Consider the following 8,251-nt stretch of genomic DNA (forward strand, 5'->3'; position numbering starts at 1 on the left):
CCTCCACCACCTGGTCCTTGCCCACCCCCGACGTCTCCAGCGCGCGCCGCGCCGCGTTGGCGCGGTCGGCCGAGAGCTCCCAGTTGGTGTAGCCCGGCCGGCCGAACGGCGCCGCGTCCGTGTGGCCCTCCAGCACCACGGGCTGCCCCGTGGTCTCGAGCTCGGAGGCGATCACCCCCAGCGCCTGCGACGCGGCCGGCTTGAGCCGGGCGTCGCCAAAGGCAAAGAACGTCTCGCCGCGCCCGTGCTCCACCAGCTCGATGCGCAGGCCCTGCTCCGTCATCACCACCTCCACCTGCGCGGCGATCTCCTGCAGCCCGTCGGCGCTGCGCAGGCGCGCCTCGATGCGCCGGCCGGCGGCCGTGAGCGCCTGGCGCTCCTGCACGCGGGAGATGAGCTTGACGCGGCCCGTGCCGTTGCTGGACGACATCCCGCCCTGCCCCAGCGGGTTGGGGCCGCCGGAAAAGCCGTCCTTGACGCCCGCCGGGTTGCTGAAGTAGCTCTGGATGCTGGCGCGCGCCTCGGGGCTCATCCCCAGGATCCACATCACCATGAAGAAGGCCATCATGGCGGTCACGAAGTCCGCGTAGGCCACCTTCCACGATCCCCCGTGGTGCGCGTGGCCGTGCTTCTTGACCACCTTGCGGATCACCACCTTGCCGGCCGGCTTGCTCATGCGGGCACCGCGCGCTTGCGGGTGAGCCCCTCCAGCTCCACGAACGACGGCCGCTCCTCGGGCTCGATGCCCCGGCGGGCGAACTCCACCGACGTCATGGGCGAGTCGCCGCGGGCGAACGACAGCAGGGCCGTGCGGATGCAGGACAGGTACATGTGCTCCAGCTTGACCCGCGTCTCGATGGCGGCCGCCAGCGGCCCCACCACGCCGTAGGAAAGCAGGATGCCCAGGAAGGTGCCCACGAGCGCCGCGGCCACCTTGGCGCCGATCTCCGCCGCCGCGCCGCTGATGCTGCCCATGGTGATGATCACGCCCAGCACGGCGGCCACGATGCCGAAGCCCGGCAGGGCGTCGCCCACCTTGACCAGGGCGTTGGGGACGGCGATGGCCTCCTCGTGGTGCTTTTCCAGGTCCATCTCCAGGATCTCCGACAGGTGGTGGTCCTCCACCGTGCCGGTGAGCAGCACCTTGAGCGTGTCGGTGAGCAGCGCCACGGCGTGATGGTTGCCCAGGAAGCCGGGGTACCGCTTGAGGATGTCGCTGGTCTCGGGGGTCTCGATGTGCGACTCCAGCACGATCATGCCCTCGCGGCGCGCCGTCTGGAACATGTCGTACAGAACCTGCATGAGCTCCTCGAACGCCGCCTTGCCGTACGGCGACGGCTTGAGCAGCGCCAGCGACTGGGTGACGCACCCCTTGGCGATGCGCGGCGGGTTGCCCACGATGAGGGCCCCGATGGCCGCGCCTCCGATGATGATGAACTCGGAGACCTGGATGAGCACGGCGATCTGGCCGTGGTGCATCACGTATCCGCCGATGACGCTGCCGAACACCACCAGCAGCCCGATGATGATGAACAAGGTTTCCTCTCGCCCGTTCCGGGATGGGGGTTGGAGGGCGCGGAGCCCGTGGTGAGTATCGGCCGCGAGGACCCCGCGCTGGAGTCGCCGCCCGCGAACGCCCGCGGATGGCCCGACCTGCTGGCGGAGCTGCTGCACGGCATGGCGCACACGCTCAACAACCGCGCTGCCACCGTGCGCGCCGTGCATGCCCTGCTGGGGGTGGACGGCGGTGCCGCCGGCCCCGCGCACCAGCTGCTGGAGCAGGAGGCCGCGCAGCTGGAGCACGTGGTGGCCCTGCTGCGCCTGGCCGGCGCCCGTCCGGGCGCGCGGACGCAGCCGTTTTTGCCCGCGGACCTGCTGCGCGACGCGGCGTCGCTGTACCGCCAGCACGACCTGCTGCGCGACGTGCCGCTCTCGCTCAAGCCCGCGGCCCGCGAGGCGGCCCTGGCGCACCCGGAGCCCCTGCTGCACGCGCTGCTGGTGCTGCTGGACGCCGCCGGCCGCTACGCCGCGCGCCACGGCGGGTCGCTGGAGGCCGCCGCCCTGGACGCCGGGGGCGCCGTGGAGCTGGTGGTCTGCGTGCCCGTCACGGCGCCGGCCGAGGAAGCGGAATCCGCCGCGCTCGCCGCCGCCGGTCCGCTGGCATCCGCCGCGGGGGCCACGGTCCACGCGCGCCGCACGGAGCGCGAGCTCCAGCTGGTGCTGGCCGTCCCCACGCTGCGGGCCGCGCGCGCCGCGGAGGCTGCTTCGTCGCCCTGACTCAGTTTCGGCGCGTTGGTGTTGATGCTTGAGTAAAAGAGGAGGCCCGGAGACGATCTATTGTCTCCGGGCCTCCGTTCTTTCGGCAAACAGAAAAACTGCGATTCTCACACGGCGCCTTCGGCGAACGGGGTCAACGGTAACGGATAAAAGATTTGGGATTTTTTGTTTCCTGGAAGGGTGTCGCCAAACCTCGCGCGTCGAAAGCGTCATCCTGAGGAGCCGCCGCGCAAACCTTCCCGGTCAGTGATCCATGGCGGCGACGAAGGATCTTGCCCGCGAAGCGGCAAGCCGGCTCCAAGGCACGGAATGCGGCCTCACGCTTCGCACACAAGATCCTTCGGTCGCGCCAGGGTCCTGCGCGCGTTCAGGTTATGCGCGGCGCTCCCTCAGGATGACGCTCTTGGGGCTTCACTGAAGGAGGTGTGGAAAACACCCTCTCAGGATGACGCGGCAGGGACTCAGCCATTCCTCCGACCAGACGGCCAGCGGAGGAACAGTCCTTGTCCGTTACCGTTGACTCCGTTCGCCGCAGGCGCCGTGTGAGAACGCCGTTTCCGTCCCGCGACGGACCTCAGCCGCCGGCGACGGCCAGGACCGCGTCGGACGGTGACCGGTCCGCGGGATCGGGGACGCGCAGGGGGAGCTTGAGGAACGCGCCCACCACCTCCGGGTCGAACGAGGTGCCGCTCAGGCGCTTGACCTCGGAGATCACCTGGTCCACCGCCCACGCGGGACGGTACGGCCGGTCGCTGGCCAGGGCATCGAAGAAGTCCGCCACGGCCACGATGCGCGCCTCCAGCGGAATGGCCTCGCCCCGCAGGCCGACCGGGTAGCCGCTGCCGTCCCATCGCTCGTGGTGGCAGCGCGCGATGGTCTCGGCCAGGCGCAGCAGGTCGCTTCCGCCGTCGGCCAGCAGCTCCGCGCCGATGAGGGTGTGCGTGCGCATCACCTCCATCTCCTCGTCCGTGAGGCGGCCCGGCTTGAGGCGGATGGACTCGGGGATGGCGATCTTGCCCACGTCGTGCAGTTGCGCGGCCTGCTTGAGCAGCGCCACCTGGTCCGTCTCCATCCCCAGCAGCCGCGCGATGCCGGCGGCGATGTCGCCCACGCGGCGGCAGTGCTCGGCCGTATGGTGCTCGCTGTACTCGGCCACGCGGGCCAGGCGCTCCAGCACGTCGGTGTGCGCGTGCTTGAGCTCGCGGGTGCGCTCGGCCACGCGCCGCTCCAGCAGCCCGTTTCGCTTCTCCAGCTCCACGTGCAGCAGCCGCGTGTGCAGCAGGTTGCGGATGCGGTACCGCGCCTCGAACAGCTCGAACGGCTTGACCAGGAAGTCCGTGGCGCCCACGCTGAGCGCCCGCAGCTTGGTCTGCTCGCTGCCGTCGCCCGTGAGCACCAGCACGGGGAGGTACGCGTCGCGGGGAATGCTGGCGCGGATGAACTCCAGCACCATCAGCCCGCTCACGTGAGGCATGTGCAGGTCCAGGATCACCAGGTCCGGCCGCACCTCGTCAAAGCGGGTGACGATCTGCCGCGAGTCGGTGATGGTGTGCACGTCGTTGTAGCCTTCGCGCTCCAGGAACCGCTCCAGCAGGGTGATGGACTGCTTTTCGTCGTCCACGACCAGGATGCGGGACTGCAGCATCCGCTCGGCCGTGTTCATGCCGCCTCCTCGCCCGCGGGGGGCGGCAGCAGGTCGGCGTAGTCGCGCGCGGCCACGGCCGACGCGCTGGCGCGCAGGTTCTCGCCCGCGATGGCGTCCACGATCTCGCCGCGGACGATCCCCACCTCGGCCGGGGCCTCGATGCCCAGCCGCACGCCGCGCCGGTCGCACTCCACGACCACCACGCGGATGCCGCCGTCCAGCACGATGGATTCGCCCGGCTTCCTTGCCAGAATCAACATTGGAATCCCTTCCTTCTCTCAAATCCCCAAAAGGACGGCCCGCCTACTTCATCCCCAGCACGGCCTGCATCATCTCGTCCACCGTGGTCACCAGCCGCGCGGCCGCGGCGTACGCCTGCTGGTGCCGCATGAGCGTCACCAGCTCCTCGTCCGTCGACACGCCGCTCACGGAGCCGCGGCGCGACTCGGCCTGGCGCTGCAGCGTCTCGTAGACGCCCGTGTCCTGATCGGCCGCGCGCAGGCGGTGGCCCACGCCGGCCACGATCTCGGCGTGCGCGTCGGTGAACGTGCGCCCGCCCAGGGAGGGGACGGCCCGGTCGCGCAGGGCGGCCAGGTCCAGCGCCATGCGGTTGTCGCCGCGCCCGCCGGGTGACAGGCCGATGTTGGCGGCGTTGGCCACGTCCGGCGACAGCGACAGCCGCCCCGACGCGTCCACGGCAAAGAAGTCGCGGCCGTTGCCGGCCCGGTGCACGGCGTTGACCTCCGTGGCCACGGCGGCGCCCAGGCGGCGCAGCTCGTCGCTCACGCGTGGCACCTCGCCGTTGTGCACCTCCAGCGCGGCCGCCGCCTCGCCGCCCATCCCGCTGACGGTGGACGGGCTGCCCACCAGGCCCACGGACAGCGTGCCGGCCGTCGTCCGCACCTCCAGCGCCCGGGTGGACGTGCCGTCCACGATCGTCGCGCCGCCGATGGCCACGGCCAGGGTGCCGTCGGGGCGCTCCAGCACGCGGGCGCCGGAGCGCTTGGCCAGGTCGTCCAGCAGCAGGTCGCGCGAGTCGCGCAGGTCGCCGGCCGTGGCGCCGCCCAGCTCGGCGGTCTGGATCTGCCCGTTGAGGTCCGCCACGCGGGCGGCCAGGTTGTTCACCTCGCTCACGGTGGCCATCACGCGGTCGCGGGCGGCCTCACCCACCTGGGCCAGCGCGTCCAGCGCGCCGTTGATCGTGGTGGCCACGCGCCCGCCCTGCAGCTGCACCAGGCCGCGCAGGCTGTCGGTGTCGGGGTGGCTGGCCAGGTCTGACCATGCGTTCCAGAACTCGTCCAGGGCGCCCGCCACGGGCGTGCCCGACAGCTCGCCGAAGACGCCCTCCACCTCGCCCAGCAGGTCGCGGCGCAGGCCGGCGCCGGCGGCGTTGCCGCCCTCGCGGCGCACGGCCACGTCCAGCAGGCTGTCGCGGGCGCGCTCCACGTTGCGCACGCGCACGCCCGTGCCCAGCAGCCCGCCCGCCGTGCGGACGGCGTCGCCGGGGGCCAGGGCGGCGCGCTGGCGCGAGTAGCCCTCGGTGGCGGCGTTGCTCAGGTTCTGCGAGGCCACCTGCACCGCGGTCTGCTGCGCCAGCAGCGCGCTGCGGGCGACGCTCAGGATGTTGCCCAGTGACATGGTGTTTCAGCCCGTCCGGTCCAGCAGCGTGGCAAAGGGGGCGGCGTCGCCGGCCATGCGGCGCGCGGCGGGGGGCGCGGCGGCGCCGTGCAGGGCGCGGGCGTACTCGTCCGCGGCGGCCAGCGAGGCGCGCAGCACGGCGCGGTTCATCTCCACCTCGCGGGTCAGGCTCTGGGCGGCGGCGCACAGGCCGTCGCGGGCCTCGCGCAGGCCGTCGTCCATCCGCCCGTCCAGGGCCTCGTCCATCCCCGTGAGCCGCAGCCCCTCGGGCCAGCCGATGAGCCGGTTGAGGGTGCGGCGGCGGCGCTGGGCCTCGCGCAGGGTGAGCAGCACGCGGTGGGTGGCGTACACGGTCTCCTCCACGGCCGGCAGGTCGTCCGAGCCCAGGGCCTCGCGCTGGCGGCGCACCAGGGCGGCCAGGTCCTGCACCAGCCCGCGCTCGCTGCGCAGGGCGTCTTCCAGGGAGCGCAGCGGATCGGCGTGGGCGATCACCGGACCACCTCCATCCCCCGCCCCGCGGCGTCCGCGGCCGTGCCGAAGCCGGTCCGATTCACGTCGACCGCGTCGGCGGATTGGGCCGATTCGGCGGCGTCGGCCTTCTGCGTCCCCATCCACGCGGCGCGCAGCTGGTGGAACAGGGCCTCGCCGGGGCCGTGGCCGCTGCCCTCGGCCGTCTGCTGGGCCAGGTGCTCGTCGAGCAGGCCCGTGAAGGTTTCCTCGCCCGCGCCGCCGTCCACGATCCCCCCGCCGGGGACGGAGTCGCGCATGGCCTTGAACATCTGCTGCACGAACACCCCCTCCAGCTGGCGGGACGCGGCGCGCAGGCGCTCTTCGTCCCGTCCGGCGGCCGCGGGCATGCCCGTCTGACCGATCCGAATCATCGTACCACCACCTCTGCGGACAGGGCCCCGACCTCACGGAGCGATTGGAAGATGGCCGCGATCTCCGCGGCCGGCGCGTTCACTGCGTGCAGCGCGGCGGCGACGTCCTGGACGGGGGTGCCGGCGGCGACGCGCACGGCGCCCTCCGCCCCGTTCCCCCCGCCCGTGCCGCCCACGGTAAGGGTGATGGCCCCGTGGCTCACGACGGCCTCGCCCACCCGCAGGTCTCCGCCGGCCACCACGGTGCCGTCGCGCCCGTCGATTACCAGGCGGGCCGGGCGGTCGGGGCGCACCGTGAGCTCGCCGATGCGGGCCAGGGTGGCCGCGGCCTCGCCCTGCGGGACCGTGAGGGCAATGCTGCCCGGGTCCTCTACCGTGGCCGTCCCCGCGCCGATGGCGTTGTTGACCGCCTCGGCCACGCGGACCGCCGTTCCAAGGTTCGGCTCGCGCAGCAGAAGTCTTGAGGACTGGGCAAAGCTGGGACGGGGCAGGTCGCCCTCCACCAGGCCGCCGCCGGGAACGCGCACGCTGGCGCCGCCCTGGTCGGCCCGGGCGTAGCGGTCGCGCTCGTTCTCCACCGCGCTCACCACGGCCCCCTGCGCCGTGCCGAAGACGGGGCCGCCGGCGTCGGCCACCAGGGGCGTCATCCACAGCACGCCGCCCCGCAGCGAGCGCGCGTCGCCCACGGACGACACCTGCACCTCGAAGCGGGCGCCCGGCCGCAGGTACGGCGACACCTCGGCCGTCACGAGCACGGCGGCCACGTTGCGCGTCTGCAGCACCTCCGCCGGCACGTCCACGTCAAAGCGGCGCAGCAGGTTCACGGTGGACTGCACGGTGTGCGCAGCCCCGCTGCGGCCCGACGCGCGGTCGCCCGTGCCGTCCAGGCCCACCACGAGCCCGTAGCCCACCAGGCGCACGGGGACGGCGCCGTCGGCGACGGTCAGGTCACGCACGCGGACGTCCTGGGCGTGGGCGGGGGCCGGCGCGGCGGCCAGGGCCGTAAGCGCGAGGGCGAGGAGACAGGGAATAGGGAATAGGGAATAGGGAATAGGGAATAGGGAATAGGGAATAGGGAATAGCGGGCAGACGACGCTCGATCCCGGTCTTCCGCGCGAGGCGGCGGAGCGTGTTGGTGATCATGGCCAGATGAATCCCACGATGCGCGAGAGGAGGCCCTGACTGGGGCCGCCGCGCGAGGTGTAGGTGAGCTGCAGGTCGCCCACGCGGCGCGACTCCACCAGGTTGCCGCTGCTTACATCCGACGGCGTGACCCAGCCCGTGAGCGTGACCTCCTGCCAGCCGCGGTCGATCTGCACGCGCTTTTTGCCCTCGATCCTCATGCGGCTGCCCTCCACGCCCGTCACGCGGACGGTGATCTCGCCCTCGAACCGGTTCTGCGCGCCGTGCTCGCCCCGCTCCGCGCTCTCCACGTTCCGGCCGCTGCCCAGGCCCGCGCCCGCGGACGACGGGATCGACGGGTTGTTGCGGACGAGGTCCTGCGAGACGGACAGGTCCGCGTCGGTGCTGCGGCTGCTGCGCGCCGTGGCGGAGCGGTCCGCCGCCGCCAGCGTGTACTCGTCCAGCAGCACCGTCAGCCCGTCGCCGATGGAGTAGTCACGGCCATCGTCCGTCCACGACGCGCGCGCGGGGCGGCGCGGGGCGGACGAATCGGCCGGGGCCGGCTGGTTCTGCTGCGCCGTGGCGGGCGAGACCGCCAGCGCCAGGGCGAACGCCACGGCCAGCAGCAGGTCCAGCGCGCGGGGCGCCCGGGGGTGGATGGAACGAATGTGGATCATCATCTGCGGAT

At 72.7% G+C, this 8,251-nt stretch carries 10 protein-coding genes; 1 reads left to right on the plus strand and 9 read right to left on the minus strand.

Annotated elements, in window-relative coordinates; genetic code table 11:
• Window positions 1-676: flagellar motor protein MotB (locus VFZ20_RS14360; protein ID WP_329684588.1), on the minus strand; the 676-nt coding region annotated here is incomplete at its 3' end.
• Window positions 673-1,536, minus strand: coding sequence for a flagellar motor stator protein MotA (motA, locus tag VFZ20_RS14365; protein WP_329684589.1), 864 nt, complete (start codon window positions 1,534-1,536; stop codon window positions 673-675). The genes VFZ20_RS14360 and motA, both read right to left, overlap by 4 nt.
• Before the next feature lie 51 nt (window positions 1,537-1,587).
• Here motA and VFZ20_RS14370 point away from each other — a divergent pair, with 51 nt between their 5' ends.
• Window positions 1,588-2,277 (plus strand): hypothetical protein, encoded by a 690-nt coding sequence (locus tag VFZ20_RS14370; protein ID WP_329684590.1) that lies wholly within the window; start codon window positions 1,588-1,590, stop codon window positions 2,275-2,277.
• A 574-nt stretch (window positions 2,278-2,851) separates the two neighbouring features.
• Here VFZ20_RS14370 and VFZ20_RS14375 read toward each other — a convergent pair.
• The 7 genes from VFZ20_RS14375 to VFZ20_RS14405 all read right to left on the minus strand — a co-directional run.
• Window positions 2,852-3,940, minus strand: coding sequence for an HD domain-containing phosphohydrolase (locus tag VFZ20_RS14375; RefSeq protein ID WP_329684591.1), 1,089 nt, complete (start codon window positions 3,938-3,940; stop codon window positions 2,852-2,854).
• The gene (locus tag VFZ20_RS14380) at window positions 3,937-4,182 is read right to left on the minus strand and encodes a carbon storage regulator (protein WP_329684592.1); all 246 of its coding nucleotides are present in this window, start codon (window positions 4,180-4,182) and stop codon (window positions 3,937-3,939) included. Before VFZ20_RS14380 ends, VFZ20_RS14375 begins: the two co-directional genes overlap by 4 nt.
• 43 nt (window positions 4,183-4,225) lie before the next feature.
• Entirely contained in the window at window positions 4,226-5,560 is a 1,335-nt protein-coding gene (gene flgK, locus VFZ20_RS14385) for a flagellar hook-associated protein FlgK (RefSeq protein WP_329684593.1), read from the minus strand.
• 6 nt (window positions 5,561-5,566) lie between these two features.
• Window positions 5,567-6,052: a flagellar export chaperone FlgN gene (flgN, locus tag VFZ20_RS14390; protein WP_329684594.1), complete on the minus strand. Its 486-nt coding sequence runs from the start codon at window positions 6,050-6,052 to the stop codon at window positions 5,567-5,569.
• Window positions 6,049-6,441 carry a rod-binding protein gene (locus VFZ20_RS14395; protein WP_329684595.1) on the minus strand — a complete coding sequence of 131 codons (393 nt, stop codon included), beginning with the start codon at window positions 6,439-6,441 and terminating at the stop codon, window positions 6,049-6,051. The genes flgN and VFZ20_RS14395 overlap by 4 nt, the downstream gene beginning before the upstream one ends.
• Window positions 6,438-7,397, minus strand: a complete 960-nt coding sequence (locus VFZ20_RS14400) for a flagellar basal body P-ring protein FlgI (protein WP_329684596.1) — start codon at window positions 7,395-7,397, stop codon at window positions 6,438-6,440. Before VFZ20_RS14400 ends, VFZ20_RS14395 begins: the two co-directional genes overlap by 4 nt.
• 183 nt (window positions 7,398-7,580) lie before the next feature.
• A partial coding sequence (locus VFZ20_RS14405) for a flagellar basal body L-ring protein FlgH (protein WP_329684597.1) occupies window positions 7,581-8,251 on the minus strand: 671 nt, incomplete at its 5' end.

It is taken from the genome of Longimicrobium sp. (assembly GCF_036280135.1).
Classification (GTDB): Bacteria; Gemmatimonadota; Gemmatimonadetes; order Longimicrobiales; family Longimicrobiaceae; genus Longimicrobium.